Origin of the sequence: Listeria sp. SHR_NRA_18, from assembly GCF_003856515.1 — a bacterium.
Classification (GTDB): Bacteria; Bacillota; Bacilli; order Lactobacillales; family Listeriaceae; genus Listeria_A; species Listeria_A newyorkensis.
In genome coordinates this window covers 600,020-619,213 of the sequence record NZ_QPKR01000001.1, presented here as the reverse complement: position 1 = coordinate 619,213, position 19,194 = coordinate 600,020, and the positions used below count along the sequence as shown (strand labels likewise).

17 protein-coding genes are annotated in these 19,194 nt (G+C 46.5%); 16 read left to right on the top strand and 1 reads right to left on the bottom strand.

The features are described from left to right. Position 1: 1 nt before the first annotated feature. The 7 genes from DUK53_RS03080 to DUK53_RS03050 all read left to right on the top strand — a co-directional run bounded on the left by DUK53_RS03080 (position 2) and on the right by DUK53_RS03050 (position 8,896). Positions 2-1,090, top strand: coding sequence for a carbamoyl phosphate synthase small subunit (locus DUK53_RS03080; protein ID WP_036093442.1), 1,089 nt, complete (start codon positions 2-4; stop codon positions 1,088-1,090). After that, the gene (gene carB, locus DUK53_RS03075; protein ID WP_036093438.1) at positions 1,083-4,286 is read left to right on the top strand and encodes a carbamoyl-phosphate synthase large subunit; all 3,204 of its coding nucleotides are present in this window, start codon (positions 1,083-1,085) and stop codon (positions 4,284-4,286) included. The genes DUK53_RS03080 and carB overlap by 8 nt, the downstream gene beginning before the upstream one ends. 19 nt (positions 4,287-4,305) lie before the next feature. Continuing rightward, the gene (locus DUK53_RS03070; RefSeq protein WP_036130832.1) at positions 4,306-5,070 is read left to right on the top strand and encodes a dihydroorotate dehydrogenase electron transfer subunit; all 765 of its coding nucleotides are present in this window, start codon (positions 4,306-4,308) and stop codon (positions 5,068-5,070) included. Next, on the top strand, positions 5,067-5,981 hold the full coding sequence (locus DUK53_RS03065; protein ID WP_036130834.1) for a dihydroorotate dehydrogenase: 915 nt from the start codon (positions 5,067-5,069) through the stop codon (positions 5,979-5,981). Before DUK53_RS03070 ends, DUK53_RS03065 begins: the two co-directional genes overlap by 4 nt. Then, complete coding sequence (pyrF, locus tag DUK53_RS03060; protein WP_036093435.1) at positions 5,978-6,682, top strand: orotidine-5'-phosphate decarboxylase; 705 nt, start codon at positions 5,978-5,980, stop codon at positions 6,680-6,682. The genes DUK53_RS03065 and pyrF overlap by 4 nt, the downstream gene beginning before the upstream one ends. After that, the gene (pyrE, locus tag DUK53_RS03055; RefSeq protein WP_036130835.1) at positions 6,679-7,308 is read left to right on the top strand and encodes an orotate phosphoribosyltransferase; all 630 of its coding nucleotides are present in this window, start codon (positions 6,679-6,681) and stop codon (positions 7,306-7,308) included. The genes pyrF and pyrE overlap by 4 nt, the downstream gene beginning before the upstream one ends. Before the next feature lie 343 nt (positions 7,309-7,651). After that, complete coding sequence (locus DUK53_RS03050) at positions 7,652-8,896, top strand: esterase/lipase family protein (RefSeq protein WP_052164842.1); 1,245 nt, start codon at positions 7,652-7,654, stop codon at positions 8,894-8,896. Between the two features lie 59 nt (positions 8,897-8,955). On the opposite strand, the gene DUK53_RS03045 is transcribed toward DUK53_RS03050, so the two are convergent. Then, the gene (locus DUK53_RS03045; protein ID WP_036130838.1) at positions 8,956-9,960 is read right to left on the bottom strand and encodes a LacI family DNA-binding transcriptional regulator; all 1,005 of its coding nucleotides are present in this window, start codon (positions 9,958-9,960) and stop codon (positions 8,956-8,958) included. A gap of 243 nt (positions 9,961-10,203) precedes the next feature. On the opposite strand from DUK53_RS03045, the gene DUK53_RS03040 reads away from it, so the two are divergent. From DUK53_RS03040 to DUK53_RS03000, 9 genes are all read left to right on the top strand, one after another. Continuing rightward, positions 10,204-11,526, top strand: a complete 1,323-nt coding sequence (locus tag DUK53_RS03040; RefSeq protein WP_036130841.1) for an ABC transporter substrate-binding protein — start codon at positions 10,204-10,206, stop codon at positions 11,524-11,526. Then, complete coding sequence (locus DUK53_RS03035; RefSeq protein ID WP_036093428.1) at positions 11,523-12,401, top strand: carbohydrate ABC transporter permease; 879 nt, start codon at positions 11,523-11,525, stop codon at positions 12,399-12,401. The genes DUK53_RS03040 and DUK53_RS03035 overlap by 4 nt, the downstream gene beginning before the upstream one ends. After that, entirely contained in the window at positions 12,388-13,221 is an 834-nt protein-coding gene (locus DUK53_RS03030) for a carbohydrate ABC transporter permease (RefSeq protein ID WP_036093426.1), read from the top strand. The genes DUK53_RS03035 and DUK53_RS03030 overlap by 14 nt, the downstream gene beginning before the upstream one ends. A gap of 12 nt (positions 13,222-13,233) precedes the next feature. Beyond that, positions 13,234-14,760, top strand: a complete 1,527-nt coding sequence (locus tag DUK53_RS03025; protein WP_052164843.1) for an alpha-amylase family glycosyl hydrolase — start codon at positions 13,234-13,236, stop codon at positions 14,758-14,760. An 11-nt stretch (positions 14,761-14,771) separates the two neighbouring features. Continuing rightward, complete coding sequence (locus tag DUK53_RS03020) at positions 14,772-15,695, top strand: DUF1861 family protein (protein WP_052164844.1); 924 nt, start codon at positions 14,772-14,774, stop codon at positions 15,693-15,695. Between the two features lie 14 nt (positions 15,696-15,709). After that, positions 15,710-16,777 (top strand): BtaManbiosPhlase, encoded by a 1,068-nt coding sequence (locus DUK53_RS03015; RefSeq protein WP_036130846.1) that lies wholly within the window; start codon positions 15,710-15,712, stop codon positions 16,775-16,777. Then, the gene (locus DUK53_RS03010) at positions 16,774-18,465 is read left to right on the top strand and encodes a phospho-sugar mutase (RefSeq protein ID WP_036130851.1); all 1,692 of its coding nucleotides are present in this window, start codon (positions 16,774-16,776) and stop codon (positions 18,463-18,465) included. The genes DUK53_RS03015 and DUK53_RS03010 overlap by 4 nt, the downstream gene beginning before the upstream one ends. An 84-nt stretch (positions 18,466-18,549) precedes the next feature. Further along, entirely contained in the window at positions 18,550-18,810 is a 261-nt protein-coding gene (locus DUK53_RS03005; protein WP_036093416.1) for a TfoX/Sxy family DNA transformation protein, read from the top strand. Between the two features lie 6 nt (positions 18,811-18,816). Continuing rightward, positions 18,817-19,047 (top strand): hypothetical protein, encoded by a 231-nt coding sequence (locus tag DUK53_RS03000; protein WP_036093408.1) that lies wholly within the window; start codon positions 18,817-18,819, stop codon positions 19,045-19,047. Positions 19,048-19,194: the final 147 nt, after the last annotated feature.

Here is a 19,194-nt window from a genome sequence, read left to right as displayed (position 1 = left end):
CATGGCAAAACGGATTTTGATGTTGGAAGATGGGAACTTTTTTATCGGTGAGGCCATTGGTAGCGACCGCGAAACGATTGGGGAAGTGGTTTTTAATACAGGCATGACGGGGTATCAGGAAACGATTACGGATCCGAGTTATTACGGGCAAATCATCACGTTTACATATCCGCTTGTTGGGAATTATGGCGTGAATCGTGACGACTTTGAATCGATTCACCCGGCTGTAAAAGGTGTGGTGGTGCGTGAGGCGGCGGAATTTGCTTCGAACTGGCGCAACCAATTGACGCTGGATCAGTTTTTGAAGGAAAAAGATATTCCTGGGATCGCGGGGATTGATACGCGGAAATTGACGAAGATTATTCGTAAGGAAGGGACGCTAAAAGGGATTTTGGCTCCGGAAAAGGCGAATCGGGAGGATTTACTGCATCATCTGCGTTCGGTGCGGTTGCCGGTGGATCAAGTGCGCGAGGTTTCTTGTTCGAAGGCATTTACGAATCCGGGGGAAGGTAAGCGTGTGGTGCTTGTGGATTATGGCGTGAAAAGTAGCATTATGCGGGAGTTGAATAAGCGGGACTGCGATATTACGGTCGTGCCTTACAATACGACGGCGGAGGAGATCCTGGCGATGCATCCGGATGGTGTGATGCTTTCAAATGGACCGGGAGACCCGAAAGATGTGCCGGAAGCGGTGGAAATGATTCGCGGTTTGCAAGGAAAAGTGCCGCTGTTCGGGATTTGTCTGGGACATCAGCTTTTCGCTTTAGCAAACGGGGCGGATACGTTTAAACTGAAATTCGGGCATCGCGGGGCGAACCATCCTGTGAAGGAGCTGGCGACGGGACGCGTTGATTTCACGGCGCAAAATCATGGCTACGCGGTTGATGCGAATTCGCTTATTGGAAAAGATATTGTCGTGACGCACATCGAATTGAATGATGGAACGGTGGAAGGCTTGGCGCACAAGGAGTTTCCAGCTTATACGGTGCAGTACCATCCGGAAGCGAATCCTGGACCGAGTGACGTGAATTATTTATTTGACCAATTTATAGCGATGATGGAGAAGGAGGGAGCGGAACAAAATGCCTAAACGTGAGGATATTGAAACTATTTTAGTGATTGGTTCTGGCCCTATTGTGATTGGACAAGCTGCGGAATTTGATTATGCAGGGACGCAAGCGTGTCTGAGTTTGAAAGAGGAAGGATACCGCGTGGTGCTTGTGAACTCGAACCCGGCGACGATTATGACGGATGTGGAGATGGCGGACAAGGTTTATATTGAGCCGATTACGCTTGATTTTGTATCGCGGATTATTCGGAAGGAGCGCCCAGATGCGATTTTGCCAACGCTTGGTGGTCAAACGGGACTGAACATGGCGATGGAACTTGCGGAAGCCGGAATTTTGGATGAGTGTGGTGTGGAAGTTTTAGGAACGGATTTGGTGGCGATTAAGAAGGCGGAGGATCGCGAGGCGTTTCGTGATTTGATGCATGAGCTTGGCGAGCCGGTTCCGGAGAGTGACATTATTCATAGCTTGGAGGAGGCACAGAACTTTGTTGCAAAAATTGGCTATCCGGTGATTGTACGCCCAGCTTATACGCTCGGTGGTTCGGGCGGCGGGATTTGCCTGAATGATGCGGATTTAGCGGAGATTGTGGCGAGTGGCTTGAAGCTGAGTCCTGTGACGCAATGTTTGCTTGAGCGCAGTATTGCTGGTTTTAAAGAGGTCGAGTATGAAGTGATGCGCGATGCGAATGACAATGCGATGGTTGTTTGTAACATGGAAAACATCGATCCGGTCGGGATTCATACGGGGGATTCGATTGTTGTGGCGCCGAGCCAGACGCTTTCGGACCGCGAGTACCAAATGCTTCGTGATGTGTCGCTGAAAATTATCCGCGCGCTTGAAATCGAGGGTGGCTGTAACGTGCAGCTCGCGATTGATCCGGATAGTTACGATTATTATGTGATTGAGGTAAATCCGCGTGTGAGTCGTTCGTCAGCGCTTGCTTCGAAGGCAACGGGTTATCCGATTGCGAAACTCGCGGCGAAAATTGCGGTGGGCTTGACGCTCGATGAGATGAAGAATCCGGTTACAGGAACGACCTACGCGCATTTTGAACCAGCGCTTGATTATGTTGTGTCGAAAATTCCACGCTTTGCTTTTGATAAATTTGAAAAAGCGGATCGCCGTTTAGGGACGCAAATGAAGGCGACTGGCGAGGTCATGGCGATTGGTCGGAATTTGGAGGAGTCACTTTTGAAGGCGGTTCGATCGCTTGAAATCGGGACGACGCATCTGTATTTGGACGAGGCAGAGAACGCGAGTTTGGAAGAATTGGAACGTAAAATTTGCTTCCCAGAAGATGATCGCTTGTTCTTCTTAGCTGCGGCGCTTCGTAAAGGCTGGACAATTGAGGATTTACACGCTAAAACGAAGATCGATTTGTTCTTCTTATATAAATTGGAGAAAATCATTAAGCAGGAGTCGGAAATCGCGGCGAATGTTGGGGATTTGGAAGTATTGCGCGCGGCGAAACGGAACGGTTTCAGTGACGGTGCCATCGCGAAACTTTGGGATATGACGGCATTTGAGGTGTACGATATTCGTAAGGAAGCGGAAATTATCCCGGTTTACAAAATGGTGGATACGTGTGCGGCGGAATTCGAGTCAACAACGCCATACTTCTACAGCAGCTACGAGGATGAGAATGAATCGATTCGTACGGAGAAGGAAAGCGTGATTGTGCTCGGTTCTGGGCCGATTCGGATTGGGCAAGGCGTTGAGTTTGACTACGCGACGGTGCACTCGGTTTGGGCAATTCAGCAAGCGGGGTATGAAGCGATTATCATCAATAATAACCCAGAAACGGTCTCGACGGATTTCAGTATTTCGGACAAACTTTACTTTGAACCGTTGACGCTAGAAGACGTGATGCATGTGATTGAACTCGAAAAACCGCTAGGCGTTGTGGTACAATTTGGCGGTCAGACGGCGATCAATTTGGCAGACGGTTTGGCAGAACGCGGCGTGAAAATCCTTGGAACTTCGCTAGAGGACATCGATCGCGCGGAAAATCGTGATAAGTTTGAGAAAGCGCTCGTGGAACTTGGTATTCCGCAGCCTGCTGGGAAAACAGCGACGTCGATTGATGAAGCGATTGCGGTGGCAACGAGTATCGGCTATCCGGTGTTGGTGCGCCCATCTTACGTGCTCGGGGGTCGTGCCATGGAAATTGTGGAATCAGAAGAAGCGTTGCGCTACTATATGAACAACGCGGTAAAAGTGAATCCGAAACATCCGGTACTTGTCGATCGTTATGTGCAGGGCCAAGAAGTGGAAGTGGATGCGATTAGTGACGGTGTGAACGTTGTGATTCCAGGTATTATGGAACATATCGAACGCGCGGGAGTCCATTCTGGTGACTCAATCGCGGTTTATCCTGCGCAAAGCTTGTCGCAACACGTCAAGGATCTAATTGTTGATTACACGACGCGACTTGCGAAAGGTCTGAACATCATCGGGATGCTGAACATTCAATATGTTGTCGCGGATGAAGAGGTTTTCGTGATTGAAGTCAATCCGAGATCAAGCCGTACCGCACCTTTCTTGAGCAAAATTACCGATATTCCGATGGCGAATGTGGCGACGAAAGTCATTTTAGGGAAAACATTGTTAGAACTTGGCTACAAAGAAGGTTTGGCGCCAGAGAAACAAGAAATTTTTGTTAAAGTACCGGTGTTCTCGTTCGCGAAATTGCGTAGCGTAGATACGTCGCTTGGCCCTGAAATGAAGTCGACCGGAGAAGTCATGGGGAAAGATCGTACGCTTGAAAAGGCGCTGTATAAAGGTTTTGTGGCGAGTGGTGTGAAAATGCTCGATTACGGAACGGTGCTATTGACAGTCGCGGATCGTGATAAAGCAGAAGCAACGGCACTGGCAAAACGCTTCAAAAATATCGGCTTCACGATTATGGCGACATCTGGAACGGCGCTTGTTTTAGAAGAGCAAGGCATTCCAGTTTCTAAAGTGAAGAAAATCGGCGAAAATCAAGAAACGCTTGTGGATTACATCCGTAATGGGCAGGTAACGCTTGTGGTGAACACGTTAACGACTGGAAAACAACCAGAGCGTGACGGTTTCCAAATTCGTCGGGAATCGGTCGAAAACGGTGTGCCGGTTTGTACGTCGCTAGATACAGCAGAAGCAATTTTGCGGGTGCTCGAATCACGGTCGTTTGAAATGGAAGCTATGCAACCTGCTCGAGTGATCGAAACAGTTTAAGAAAACGGGGTGGAAGAACGTGAGACAAACAAAGATGGAAGTAGTCAGTCAAAAGTTAATCGCGGATCGGGTGTTTGAGCTGGTTTTAAAAGGGGATATTGTTCTGGAGATGAATCCGGGGCAGTTTATGCAGCTCAAACCTCGGCGAGCGGATTTGCTTTTGCGACGCCCGATTAGTATTTGTGCGATTGATAAGGAGGCGAAGGAGTGCACGCTATTGTACCGCGTGGACGGGGATGGGACGGCGGATTTTGCGGAGCTTGTAAGTGGGGATGCGCTAGATGTCATCGCCCCGCTTGGAAATGGCTTTGCACCGACGGAAACGAAACCTGGCGAACATGCCTTATTAATCGGAGGTGGGATCGGGGTTCCGCCGCTTTATCAGCTCGGAAAAGAACTGGTAGCACAAGGATCGACCGTGACGTTTGTCTTAGGTTTTAGCTCTGCGAAAGATGTTTTTTATGAAAAGGAAATGGGAGAATTGGGAGATTGTTTTGTCGCAACGGTGGACGGAACGCGAGGCACGCAAGGTTTTGTAACGACGGTAACCGATGCGCTGGATTTTGTGCCAGATACGGTGTACAGTTGCGGGCCAACTGCGATGTTACGCGTGGTTTCCGAACGATTTGCGGGCCCGCGGACGTTTTTGTCGCTAGAAGAACGGATGGCGTGCGGCGTCGGGGCTTGCTATGCCTGCGTTTGTCAGCGCACTGATGATCCGACGAAAAGCTATAAAGCATGCGATGAAGGCCCGGTTTTCCGAGCTGGGGAGGTAGTCATATGAACCGTTTAGCCGTTGAAATACCAGGATTATCACTAAAAAATCCAATCATGCCCGCGTCCGGTTGTTTCGGATTCGGCAAAGAATACAGCAAGTTTTACGATTTGAACCTGCTCGGGGCCATCATGGCAAAAGCAGTGACGCCAGAACCGCGTTACGGCAATGCAACGCCGCGCGTGGCGGAAACACCATCCGGTATGTTAAACGCGATTGGCCTCCAAAATCCAGGTCTCGATCACGTCATGGCGCACGAAATGCCTTGGCTAGAGCGCTTCGACACGCCAATCATCGCGAACGTAGCCGGCGCATCCGAAGAAGACTACGTCAAAGTTTGCGCGCGAATTGGCGATGCGCCAAACGTCAAGGCGATTGAGCTTAATATCTCGTGTCCGAACGTGAAGCATGGCGGCATCGCATTTGGCACCGATTCAGAAGTAGCCTATCGACTCACGAAAGCAGTCAAAGCTGTTGCCAGTGTTCCAATCTACGTAAAGCTTTCGCCAAACGTAACCGATATCGTTCCAGTCGCGAAAGCCATCGAAGAAGCAGGCGCCGACGGACTCACGATGATTAACACCCTTCTAGGAATGCGTCTCGATCTCAAAACGCGCAAACCAATACTGGCAAATGGTACTGGCGGCTTATCAGGACCATCCATTAAACCCGTCGCAATTCGCCTGATCCACCAAGTACGCGCCGTTTCCAACATTCCAATCATCGGCATGGGAGGCGTCCAAACCGTAGATGACGTCCTAGAATTCCTCATCGCAGGCGCAGATGCCGTCGCAGTAGGCACGCTCAATTTTACCGAGCCGTATATTTGCCCGAACTTAATCGACGCCCTGCCAGCCCGCATGGACGAACTAGGAATCACGACATTAGCCGACTTAAAAAAGGAGAGAACAAACGCATGACAAAGCCAATTATCGCACTCGATTTCGCCTCATACGCCCAAGTCGAAGCATTTTTAAAACGATTTCCAAAAGGAGACACGCTGTCCGTCAAGGTCGGCATGGAACTTTTTTACTTAGAAGGTCCACACCTGGTGGAGCGCTTAAAACACGACGGTCACGAAATTTTTCTCGATCTAAAATTGCATGACATCCCGAACACCGTCAAAAGCGCGATGATTGGGCTCGCTCGCATGGGCGTCGATATGGTCAACGTGCACGCTGCAGGAGGTCGCGCGATGATGGAAGCCGCACTCGAAGGCCTCGAAATTGGTTCCAGCTCTTCCCGCCGTCCGCGTCTCATCGCTGTCACGCAGCTAACGAGCACGAGCGAAGCAGAAATGCAGTCTGACCAACTCATCCAAGCAAGTCTGATGGATTCCGTCCTACACTACAGCAATCTCGCGAACGAAGCAGGTCTTGATGGCGTCGTTTGTTCTGCGCTTGAAGCTGGAAAAATTAAAGAAATCACCCGTCCCGAATTTTTACGTGTCACACCAGGAATTCGCCTAGACACCGACACAAAGGACGATCAAAAACGCGTCGTAACACCACATCAAGCCCGCGAAATCGGCGCAACTGCAATCGTTGTCGGCAGATCTATCACTAAAGCAACCGACCCATATCAAGCATACGAAACGATTTTAAAGGAGTGGAACAAATGACAACCGAAAAACAAGTAGCCGAGCAATTGCTAAAAATAAAAGCTGTATTCCTCCAACCGAACGATCCATTCACGTGGGCATCCGGCATCAAATCCCCCATCTACTGCGATAATCGCCTAACATTAGGCTTCCCAAAAACACGCCAATTCATCGCAGCAGCACTCGCTGAAAAAATCAAAACCGCATTTCCCGACGTGGAAGTACTAGCAGGAACCGCAACAGCCGGCATCCCACACGCTGCATGGGCAAGCGATCTCCTAGACCTGCCAATGGTTTACGTCCGCTCCAAAGCAAAAGAACACGGCAAAGGCAACCAAATCGAAGGACCAATCGCGAAAGGTCAAAAAGTAGTCGTGATTGAAGACTTAATCTCGACAGGTGGAAGCTCGATTACAGCCGTAGAAGCCTTGCGCGAAGCAGGATGCGAAGTACTAGGAATCGCCGCTATTTTTACATACGGATTAGAAAAAGGAAAAACATTGCTTGGCGCGACGAATGTGGAAGTTGCGGCACTTACGAATTATGAAACGCTACTAGAAGTCGCGCTGGACGAAGGCTATGTATCAGAAGGTGACATGGCAACGTTGAAAGAATGGAATAAAGCCCCAGAACAGTGGTTAAATTAAAACGTAAATAATCTAATAAAAAACGTAATACTAGATATTCGAGTCTGGTATTACTTTTTTTGTCTCAATTTATGTTCAAATTGGGGCATGAAAAAGAAGTATATCCTAATTTTGTGACTAAATAGTGAAATTATACTCAAAAATGCGCTATTTAATGATTATTAATACTTATAAGTCTAGATTTTTATGTATACACAGTTTATACTATAAAAAGTTATTACTTGGCATCCTCATGAAGATACATTCAAAAGCTATACTGTAATCCAAGTTCAATAACGGAAGGGAGTTTTTGTTAGAAAGAAAATAGAGAAAAATTCGAAAATTTGAGAAAAGAGGGGAATTCATGTTTAAAAGTAAAGCCACTATTTTTTTAGCGGTAGTTGCATTTCTAGTTTGTGTATCATTTCAAGGGATCAATCAGAAAACGGTAGCAGCGGCAAAACAAAACGATTATCCAATTATTCTCGTTCACGGTTTGACTGGCTGGGATCGAAATGAAGTATTAGGCTTCAAATATTGGGGCGGACTAAACGATATTCAAGAAGTATTGAAGCAGAATGGTTATCCAACGTATACAGCCGCAGTTGGCCCAGTGTCTAGTAACTGGGATCGTACAGCAGAGCTCTACGCGTATATCATGGGAGGAACTGTAGACTATGGCGCGGCACATGCCGCAAAAGAAAAACATGCAAGATATGGGCGTACCTACCCAGGGATTTATCAGCGATGGAGCGATGTGAACAAGATTCATTTGGTTGGGCACAGTATGGGAGGTTTGACGATTCGCCAACTGACAAGCATGCTGGAGGAGGGAAACGCAGAAGAACAAGCATATTATAAAGCAAATCCAGAAGCAGGTATTTCTCCATTATTTGTTGGCAAAAAGCATTCTGTACAAAGTGTAACTACCCTTGCGACACCTAATAATGGCACCTCTTTTGCCGAAGATAACAATGCACTTGTGCCAATCATTGAAGATATGATTATTGGTATGAGCGCACTCAGTGGTAAAATACTTAATCCGGTTGTCTACGATTTCAAATTAGATCAATTTGGTCTAAAACGTCAACCGTATGAGCTTTTGTCGGCGTATCATGACCGAGTTTTCAGTAGCTCTATTTGGGATTCAAAAGATATTTCCAGTTACGATTTATCGGTGGAAGGCGTCATTGCGAATCAAAAAAATATGCAAACAAAATCCGATGTATACTATTTTTCACATACAGGGCAAGCAACGACACAAACACCGATTTTCAAACAACAAATCCCTGTACTCACCATGTTCCCAGCCATCATTCCGGGCGCAAAATATATGAACAGTTTCAGAAAAACGGCATCAAATGGTATGAAAATAGACGATTCTTGGGCAGCAAGTGACGGCCTAGTCAATGTTATTTCCAGCTACTATCCATTTGATTCTTTGGCAAAACAAGCAGATAATAAGCCGGTGAAAGGCCAGTGGAGCTATTATCCGGTTAAACAAGGTTGGGACCACTTAGACATTAATGGTATTGGTGATAAATCTTCTTCGCAAGTTAATGCCTTTTATCTCGATATCGCTAAAGAGTTAGCAGCATTGCCTAAATAAATAACAATAAGGACACGGCTTATACTCGCTGTGTCCTTATTGTTCTATGTACTAATGAATTAGTCCATCAGTTTCCCAGTCGATTCTCTCAAAACCAAATCTGTCCCAATCGCCACATTCACAATCGGTGCACTCGGATTTCGCAGTCGCCATTCCATTGTTTCCGCGGCTTTTCTCCCCATAAATCGCAAATCGGTGCACATCGTCGTCAGCGGTGGTTGTGCCAAAATCGCGAATTCCGTATTATCAAAACAAACAATCGACACCTGTTCTGGAATCGCAAATCCCTTCGACTGAAAATAGGAATTCAAAATAAAGCCAAGTCCTGAGTTCACACAAAACCACGCGCTCGGCCATTCCTCCAAGCCTTCCAACGCCTGAAACAACGCGGCCTGCTCCTCTTTGATACTCGTGATTGTATAGTGCGAATTCACCGGCAACTTGTAATGCCGCATCGCCTTACAATATCCTTCAAAACGTTCCTCATAACTCGGCGAAAAATCAACATCGCCAACAAAGCCAATCCGTTCGTGCCCAAGCGTTATCAAATGTTCCACGGCCACAAATGCACCATCTTTATTCTGTGATAAAATCGTATCCGTCCGCAAATGTGGATCGTGGTGGTCAATCATCACAGTCGGCATCCCCAATTCCAAAATCTGCTTCACAAAAACATCACTAATATGCGACAAAATAAAGATTCCTCGCCAATTCTTCTCCTCTAATTCACGCGGCAAACGTTTCGCAGCAATGGCTTCTGGACCAACAGCAAGCGTCATTAAATAAAAGCCCCGCGCCGTCATTTCCTGCTCTAAACTCAAACAAATCTCACCAAAAAAACTTTTTTGCGATAGGGCGAATTCGGTTGCCACTAGCGCAAATTGATTGTCGGTAGGCGTGTAAACCACGTCTTTTTTGTATTGATATCCCATTTCATCTGCTTTTTGTAAAACGAGCCGTTTTGTTTGCTCGCCAACGCCATTTTTATTCCCTAAGGCTTGTGATACCGAGTTTTTTGAAATCTGCAAAGCGTCTGCGATATCTTGCATTGTGACTTTTTTCATTCATTTTCCTCCTAGATGGGACTTTCTCTCATTTCATTATAAGAGTATTAGCGACAGAATGCAATTGAAAAGTAATGTTATTTGTAATGTTATTGTAAATTGTGCAATTACTGCCCTTGAAGTATTTAAAAGCTTTCTATGCAAAAAGTAATTGTTGACATTACAAAAATGTAATGCAATAATGTAATTGTAATTCAAGCGCTTACAAAATTACAATATGATCTAACTAGGAGGACATGAAAGATGAAATTAAAAAAAGTGGTGTTTTCTGTTTTATCCGTAGCATTAGTAGGGAGTTTGCTAGCGGGATGTGGTTCGGGAAGTAAGGATGACGCGTCGGCTGATGGCAAAACGAAAGTAACATTTTGGGCCGCGCCAAATCCAACACAGATGAAGTTTTGGGGAGAAATGGCAACAGCTTTTGAGAAAGAAAATCCAGATATTAAAGTAGAAGTATCACAAATGAAAGAAAGTCCATCCTCCGAAGCAACGGTGCAAGCGGCCATCGCGTCGAAAACCGCACCAACTATTTCGGAAAATATAAATCGTAGCTTTGCCGCACAATTGGCGGACAGTAAAGCCATCGTGCCAATCAATGAAATCGATGGCATGAAAGAAGTAGCTGAAAAACGTAAAATGACCGATAGCCTTGACGCTTGGAAATTCTCGGACGGTAACCAATATGTGTTCCCAGTTTACTCCAACCCGATTCTTTTCGCATGGCGTACTGATATTTTGAAAGAAATTGGTGTGAATGAAACGCCAAAAACATATAGTGATGTGCTCGCTGCTGGTAAAAAACTAAAAGCGAAATATCCAGACAAAGTGATTTGGGCAAAAGCAGATTTGGCGGATCCGACAGCTTGGATGCGTTGGTTTGATTTCTTCCCACTGTACAATGCGGCTTCAAAAGGTAACCCGTTTGTACAAGATGGTAAGTTTGTAGCGGACGACAAAGCTGGAAAAGAAATGCTAACGTTCATGTCTGAGCTGCAAAAAAACGACCTATTATTAGCTGGTCAAGCAACCGATCCATTCGAAACAGGAACGAGCATCATGGCTGATCTTGGTCCGTGGTCATTCCCGAACTGGGCAGAGAAATTCCCAGAGCTAAAAAATGGCGAAACATACACGGTTAGCACACCGCCAGTTCCAGATGCTTTAAAAGATGCTGAAAATGTAAACACATACTCGGATGCAAAAGGAATCGTGTTCTACGCACAAGCGAAAGATGCGGAGAAAAAAGCCGCGGTTAAATTCCTAGATTTCGTTTACAGCAACGATAAAAATGATTTGAAGTTCCTCGAAACAACAAACTTAATTCCAGCGCGTGATGATGCAACAGAGAACGCAACATTCACCGAGTTCTTCAAAGAAAACCCAGCGCTAAAAGTATACGCAGAAAACGTACCGTACGCGATTCCAGCAATGGATAATGCGGATTACAATGACATTCAACAAATCATCGGTGAACAAGCCTGGAATCCAGTGGTTCGTGGTGAGAAGAAACCTGCGAAAGCTTGGAACGACATGAAGAAAGCTGAGGATGAGGTGCTTCAGAAATGAAGAAGCTAAACAATAAATTGGGCTGGTCTTTCACCAGCCCCTATGTTATCTTCACGATTATCTTCTTTCTAATTCCGCTCGTTTGGGCGATTTGGCTCTCCGTGACAGATTGGAATATGATGAGTCCAGATATCAATTTTGTTGGACTGGATAATTTCACAAAAGCGATTGCAAGCCCAGCGGTGAAAGCCTCGTTTTGGGTGACGTATAAGTTCTTGATTGTATTCGTACCACTCGCGATTATTATGTCTATGGTCGTTGCGGTACTTGTGAACGGGTTACCGAAATTCAAAGGTTTATACTTAGTTGCTTTTTTCCTGCCTTATCTTTCATCAGGCGTTGTGACGTCTTTGATCGTGAAAGGTTTGCTATCTTATAACAGTCCGCTGAACATCTTTTTGCGTGACAATTTTGGCTTGAATATCGATTGGTTAGGAACGCCGATGACATCGCTATTCGTTATTTCGCTGATGATTGCTTGGAAAATGTCAGGGTATTACGCACTGATTTTGATATCAGGATTATCTAGTATTAACGAAGAAATCTACGAGGCGGCGGCGATGGATGGTTCGGGCAGGTTCCGCACCTTCTGGAAAATTACTATTCCGATGATGTATCCTGCGCTTTTCACGGTAATCGTGTTGGCGGTAGGCGTGAGTTTCGGGATATTCACCGAGGTTTACCAGCTAACTGGCGGTGGGCCGAACTTTGCGACGAATACGTGGCAAATGGAGATTTATAACCAAGCATTTGTTAACTTGAAATCAGGCTATGCTTCGGCAATCTCGCTTGTGGCGGCTGTTGTGACGTTTGCATCGATTGGTGTTATTAAAAAAGGACTAGAGAAATGGGGCGAGAGAAATGGTTGGTCGTAAAAGTAAGTGGGGGATGACGGTTCGTTATACGTTAACCACATTGATTCTATTAGTCATGATTTATCCGTTTATTTATCTCGTACTCAACTCGTTTGCGGCATGGGATCAGGTCGACCGAAAATTGTTTCCGACTGAGTTCACGACGCGTTCTTGGAGTTGGTTGTTCGGAGATGCGGCGATATCGGCTCCGGCACCTTGGATTCAAGCGTTTATTAACACGATTATTGTAGCGACGATTGCGACGGGACTGATGTTGTTATTTGCGATTATGGTCGGTTACGCGCTTGCAAAAGTGAAATTTAAAGGGAAAATGTTCGTGAATAACGTGATTTTGTTCCAAATGTTTTTCCCGGCGATTATTTTATTGATTCCGCAATTTTTGATGATTACGAATGTAGGTTTGCTTGATACGTACGCTGGGATGATTATTCCGACGATGATGAGTATGTGGGCGATTTTTATGTATACGAACTTTTTCAAGGCGATTCCGGATACGTTGATTGAGGCGGCTAAGCTTGATGGGGCAAGCGATTTGAAGATATTATTCCGCGTTGTTTTACCGATGTCGAAATCGATTAGTACGGTTATCTTCTTGTTCTTGTTCACGGATCGTTGGACGAACCTATTATGGGATTTAATCGTGACGAAAAGTGATGAGACGGTGACGCTGAACGTGCTGATATCGCAAATGTTTGGACCTTACGCAACGTATCCTGGTCCGATGTATGCGGCGTCGGTTGTGCTGACTTTACCGCTGATTATTCTGTTTTTATTCTTCTCGAAAAAATTCCAAGAGGGTATGCAGTTTACATTGAAATAAGGGGTTTGAAAGATGCTGAAATGGTGGCAGGAAACGGTTTTTTATGAGATTTATATGCCGTCATTTAAGGATGGTAATGGGGACGGGATTGGTGATTTTAAGGGCTTGCTTGAAAAAGTGCCTTACTTGGCTGAGCTTGGCGTCGGTGGGATTTGGTTGACGCCGTTTTACCCGTCTCCGAAAGTGGATAATGGCTATGATGTGAGTGATTATTATGCGGTGGATCCGGATTATGGCACGATGGCGGACTTGGAGGCATTTGTGGCTGAGGCGCATCGGCACGGGATTCGGGTGATTGCGGATATGGTCGTGAATCATGTGTCGACGGAGCACGCGTGGTTTGTGGAATCGCGAAGTTCGAGAACGAATCCAAAACAGGATTGGTTTGTTTGGCAGGATGCGCCGAATAATTGGGAATCGTTTTTCGGTGGTTCGGCTTGGGAATGGGACGCGGAGACGGAGCAGTATTATTATCACAGTTTTGCGACGGAGCAGGTGGATCTGAATTGGGCCAATCCGGAGGTGGAGCGCGAGATTTGGAAGGTGTTCGATTTCTGGTTGGATAAGGGATTGGACGGGTTCCGGCTCGATGTGATTAATAATTTGACGTTGACGCGGGACTTTATGGATAATCCGGTTGTGGACGGTGAGCAACAGCACGTTTTCGATAAGGATCAGCCGGGGATGATGGCGAAAATGGCGGAGATTGGCGAACGGATTCGGGCGCGTGGCGATTATTTCACGGTTGGCGAGATTAGTTCGGATAACTTGGCGGAGATTGAACGGTATGCTGGGTCGGACGGGCTGGACGTGACGTTTAACTTTAATTTTGGCAGTGTGGCGAGCCGTGACGGGATTGTGGCGGAGCTTGCGCGGATGCAGCAGGTGTATGCGGATGGTCGGATGCCGACGTTGTTTTTCGGGAGTCATGATATGAGTCGTTCGTGGAATCGTTTGGCGGACGGGCGTGAGGATGTGGCGCAGTTGCTTGCGATGCTGATGTTGACAGCGCACGGTGTTCCATTTGTGTATTTTGGCGAGGAGATTGGGATGGCAGATTTTGTGCCGGAGTCGATGCGCGAGATGCGGGATGTGAAGGGCGTTTACGCGTATGAGTTGGCTTTGCAGGACGGGAAGTCGGAGCATGAGGCGTTGGTCGCGGCGCAGGAGAAGACGCGGGATAAGGCGAGGGCGCCGATGACTTGGCCGGAAGGGTTTTCGGATAAAACGGAGGCTTGGATTGGTGAAGTGACGCCTGATTTTGCGCGTGGACAGCGGATGTTTGCTTTCTATCAAGCGTTGATTGCACTTCGAAAAACGGCGGATTTTTGTGAGCCGGGATATCGTGATTTTAAGGTGGATGGTGAGTTGTTGACGTATGTTCGCGGCGAGCATCTGGTTTGCCTTAATTTCGGGGCGGCACGTGAGATGGAGAACAAGTGGGGCGATTTGACGCCTGTTTTAGCGAATTTGGATGTGGTTGTGGACGCGGATAGGATTATGCTACCAGCGTTTGCGGCGGTAATTTTTAAGATATGAAGGAGTTTATTATGAACGAGATTGCGGTTTTATTGAAGGAATATCGGGCGGGGAATGTGCCTGCAAAAGTGGAGCGGCTGGCGTTTGTCGGCGCTGGTGACAAGGATGTGTATAACATTACGGCGCCGTTCGTTGTGGATGGCAAAGAGGTGATTGCGGGTCGGATTGAGTCGCGGGACAGTGAGATGGCGGAAATCGGCTTTTTTGAAAAACAGGACTTGGCGTGGATAAGGCTTGCGAATATGCCAAAATTGGCGCTGCAGGATCCGTTTATGACGCGCATCGATGGGGATTTGATTATTGGTGGCGTGGAAGTGTTTCCAAGTGAAGCAGATCCTGAGAAATTGGCGTGGCGGACTTGTTTGTATCGTGGCAAGGGAATCGCGGATTTGACGCTGTTTTTCGAAGGCCCGGTTGGCATGAAGGATTTGCGGTTGAAGCAGTTGCCGAGTGGGGAAATTGTTGTTTTGACGCGACCTCAAGGTGAAAAAGGTGGACGTGGCAAAATCGGTTTTTGCTTGATTGAAAAATTGGCGGACTTGACGGTTGCTTTGATTGAAGACGCGCCGTTACTCGAACCACATTTTGCGGAAGACGAATGGGGTGGCGCGAACGAGATGCACCTTTTGAAAAATGGCAAATTAGGCGTGCTCAGCCATATTGCTAATTTTGATGCGGCTGGCGATCGGCATTATTACGCGGCGATTTGCGTGATTGACCCGAAAACGGGTGCCATCGAGGCCCCAATGGAAATTATCGCCGAACGTGCGGATTTTCTTGCGGGACCGACGAAACGACCTGATTTGGAAGATGTTGTTTTCAGTGGTGGATTGATTCGAAATGCTTCTGGAACGGCTGATTTATACGTAGGAATAAGCGACGCGGACGCGCAGAAACGCACGATTCGCGATCCGTTTGTGAAATTTGAAGGATAGGGAGATTAGGAATTATGAATATTTATCGTTATGAGGAAAATCCATTAATTACACCGGCTGATGTGGCACCGCATCGCCCAGATTTTGAAGTTTTAGGGGCGTTTAATGCGGGTGTGGCTCAATATAAAGATGAGACTTTATTGCTTTTACGTGTGGCAGAGAAGCCGATTAGTGAGGATCCGAACATTATCAAGGCACCAATTTTTAATATGGAAACGAAGGAATTAGATATCTTGGAGTTCCGATTGGATGACCCGACATATGACTTTGAAGATCCGCGAATGATTCGTGAAAAAGATAAAATGGAAGGTTTCACGTATTTGACGTCGCTTTCCTATATTCGAATTGCGCGAAGTAAGGATGGGCACAACTTTACGGTCGATGAAAAACCGTTTTTGTATCCGTTTAATGAATATCAAACATTCGGTATTGAGGATGCGCGCGTGACGCAAATCGACGACGTTTACTATGTGAATTTCAGCGCGGTTTCTGAGATGGGCGTGGCGGATGCGATGGTTTCAACGAAGGACTTTGTGAGTTATGAGTACGAAGGAAACATTTTTGCACCGGAGAATAAAGATGTTCTGATTTTTCCAGAAAAAGTGAACGGGAAATATTACGCGTTACATCGTCCGAGTTTGAAGAGTATTGGGAATTTGGATATTTGGATTGCGTCTTCACCTGATTTACATAGTTGGGGCGATCACCGTCATTTGCTCGGCATTCGTGATGGTTATTGGGATAGCGGCCGAATCGGTGGAGGTGCCGTGCCAATTAAGACAGAAAAAGGTTGGCTGGAGCTGTATCATGGCGCGACGAAAGAACATCGCTATTGTATGGGAGCGGTCCTACTCGATTTGAATGATCCGATGAAAGTGCTGGCGCGGACAGAAACGCCGATTTTAGAGCCAGAAGCGGATTATGAGAAAAATGGCTTTTTCGGCGATGTTGTTTTTGGCTGTGGCACGATTGTAGAAGGCGATGTTATCAAAATGTACTACGGTGTGGCGGATACGTCGATGGCTTGCTGCGAGATGAGCTTGGCGGAAATTCTGCAGCAGCTTGAGGATGAGAGCCGATGACTTGGCAGGAAAATTGGCAAAAATGGAGCGCGGCGTCGAAGGACGATGCGGCGCTTCAACAGGAAATGACGGAATTGTCTGACGAAAAAACGAAACGGGAGCATTTTTATCGCTATTTGGAATTTGGGACTGGCGGGATGCGCGGGGAGCTTGGTTGCGGCACGAATCGGATCAATAAATACATGATTCGCTGGGTCACGAGTGGCGTCGCGGCACATATCGCAGAACAGGGACGTCAGGCGGATGGCGTGGCGATTGCTTATGATTCGCGGCATTTTTCAGCGGAATTTGCGTTGGAAGCGGCACGAGTGCTTGGCGCGGCTGGAATCAAGGTTTACTTATCGGATGCGTTACGCCCAACCCCGGAATTGTCTTTCATGGTTCGCGAATGGGGAGCCGCGGCAGGAATCGTGATTACGGCGAGCCACAACCCAGCTGAATATAACGGTTTCAAGGTTTACGGAGCGGATGGATGCCAGATTACGCTGGACGTTGCGGGTCTAATAACGGCTTATTTGACGGGGATTTCCGACTTGTTCGCGATTCCGGTAGGTGACGAATCGTTGCTCATCGAAGACGGGTTGCTCGTTCGAATCGGTGCAGAGGCGGACGCGGCTTATTTAGATAAAGTCCGCGCGGTGACGCAAAATCCAGATCTGGCAAAAGATTACGGCGCAAAGCTTGCCATTGTGTACACACCGCTTCATGGGACAGGGGGACCACTCGTCACGCAGAGTTTGGCACAGGCAGGTTTCACGAATGTCCGCGTTGTGGCAGAGCAAGCGATTCCAGATGGTGCTTTTCCGACAGTTGCGTCGCCGAATCCAGAAGACCACGCCGCGTTCGCGATGGCAATCGAAGCAAGCCGTGACGCCGATATCCTGATGGCAACAGATCCCGATGCCGACCGGATTGGCGTGGCTGTGAAAAACGAACAAGGCGCCTATCAAATTTTGACAGGAAATCAGTTGGGCGCTTTATTGCTACACTATTTAGTCACCCAGCCGAACTTGCCAGAAAACAGCGCGCTCATCAAAACCATCGTGACCAGCGATCTAGGTGAAAAAATCGCCAGCAAATACGGCGTAAAAACCTACAATACGCTAACCGGTTTCAAATTCATCGGTGAAAAAATCGCAGCATGGGAAACCTCAGGAGAAGCCACATTCCTATTCGGCTACGAAGAAAGTTACGGCTACCTCGTCGAACCATTCGTCCGCGATAAAGACGCCATCCAAGCGGCACTTTTAACAGCAGAAGTCGCGCTATCCTTCCAATTACAAGGCAAAACACTATACGAAGGCTTGCAAACGATTTACGACGAATTCGGCTATCACGAAGAAGCTTTGCACACGATCACCGCAAAAGGGGAAGAAGGCGTCGCAAAAATCCAGAAAATCATGCAAACAATGCGCGCAACAACAGTAGAAGATGCAATCCGAAAAGAAGACTACCAAACCGGCTTGGCGAAAGACTTAGAGACAGAAACAACACAAAAAATAGCCCTGCCAAAATCAGACGTTTTGAAATTCTATATGGCAGACGGCTCATGGTTCTGCATCCGACCATCAGGAACCGAACCAAAATGCAAAATCTATTTCAGTTGTGTAGGAGAAACGGAAGAAGAAGCAAGAGGGCGCTTACAAAACCTCGAAAAACAAGTTTTAAATCAAATCAAGAATATCTAAAAAAACAGTGATGAGCAATCTAAAAGTAGATTATTCATCACTGTTTTACTATAATAAAAGAAAAAGTTCGGGAGGCCAGCAAACATGAAAATATCTGATATGAAAAATCTCGGAGCTGTCAATGGAGAAAAACTGAATGCAGTCGGAATACAATCAGCCGAAGAATTACGAGCCATAGGAACAGAAAAAGCCTATTTACGCGTCAAACATCTAGTGGATGACGGTGCCTGCCTTCATTTCTTATATGCCCTAGAAGCTGCGATTCAGGATATCCCAAAAAAAGAATTAACCGAGGAAAAGCGGGGAGAATTAAGGCGAATATATCAATCTGAGGGGGAGCGATAGGCTGCGATGAAAAAAATAATGTTCCCGTGTATGATGATTCTATTATTTCTAGGTGCATGCAGTAGTACATCAACAATGCAAAATAAAACGCCTATCTATAGCGCTACCATCTATGCTAATAATTTGCGTGTAGATAACATAAAATGGATTAGCGGAGAAAAATTAAATTTACAAGAGGGGAAGTACGAGCTAGAGAGTACTACTAATATTTTTGACCAGAATTGGAATAAAATGTAAATATGCGATTTAGCCGTGGGAGATAAAATTAAAGTTTATTTCAGCCCTCCAGTAGTTGTTAAAGAAACAGATCCGGGACAAATATCTGCTAACTATATTAAGAAAATAGTTAAGTCTGATTAATAGGAACATGAAAAACTGGTTGGC